Annotated in this window: 1 protein-coding gene and 1 pseudogene; both read right to left on the reverse strand. The window is 66.8% G+C overall.

The window, feature by feature from the left end; translation table 11 throughout:
- Positions 1-208 (reverse strand): hypothetical protein (locus EOA38_RS37790; protein WP_145966346.1); only part of this gene is annotated, 208 nt, incomplete at its 3' end.
- Positions 209-290: 82 nt separating this feature from the next.
- Positions 291-888 (reverse strand): annotated as a pseudogene (locus EOA38_RS37795) (hypothetical protein); the annotation flags it as partial.

The raw sequence follows: 888 nt of genomic DNA on the forward strand, positions 1-888 counted from the left end.
CGAGCCGCCAGTAGCCGTCAGGCGTGGCGAAGGCGCGCAAGAGCTGGCCGTCGCGGTCCTGCACCTCGGTCGAGACCGTCAGCGTGGCCGGCAGCGGCGGCGGGAAGGCGCGGTCGAGCTCCCAGAGGGCGGCGACGGAAAGGGCGGCGAGGCAGGCAAACGAAATGCCTGCAATCGCAGTGCGTCTGAGGAATTTTCTGGAGAGCATGGCGCTGCCCCTCATCCGCCTGCCAGCACCTTCTCCCCGTATAGGGACGGGGAGAAGGAAGATTCCAGCGACGTCTTCATCGCTACTCCGCCTTGACCTCCATCATGCCGGAGGCGGTACGGGCCGAATATTGCGGCCGGTACATGTCCTCCACCGTCGCCGCCGGATGGGCAAAGGTGCCCGGTGTCACGGCGCGCACGACATAGGCAAGCGTGATGTTGCGGTCGCCGTCGCCTTCATTGGGGTTGAAGGCGGCGACGAAGCGGTCGTCGCGGAACTCCAGATGAGCGGCGTCGGTCTGCGCCAGCCAGGAGAAGTTCGCCAATTGCGCGCTGGAGACCAGGCTTGGATTGTCGATCTCGAAGCCGGCCGGCAACAGGTCGGTGATCAACAGGCGCGACGGCCAGTTGTTCTGCTCATAGACCTTGAGCACGACCACATAGCGCTCGTTCTGCTTGGCCTCGGTGACGTTGGCCTCGGTGCCGTCGAGCCTGTAGTAGGTGCGATCGATGGTGAAGCCGTCGCCGCCGGCCGGCAGCGGCTCGACAGGCGCCGCCACCGCGGTGACCACCGCCTGCAGCGGCGTCTTGCCGGTGTTGGCGATGGTGAGCGGGCGGCCCTCAAGGTCGCTGCCGGAGACACGGTCGGAATAGCCGCCGGAATGCGGCGCGCCGTTGACG

It is taken from the genome of Mesorhizobium sp. M1E.F.Ca.ET.041.01.1.1, assembly GCF_003997355.1.
In the GTDB taxonomy this organism is placed as follows: Bacteria; Pseudomonadota; Alphaproteobacteria; order Rhizobiales; family Rhizobiaceae; genus Mesorhizobium.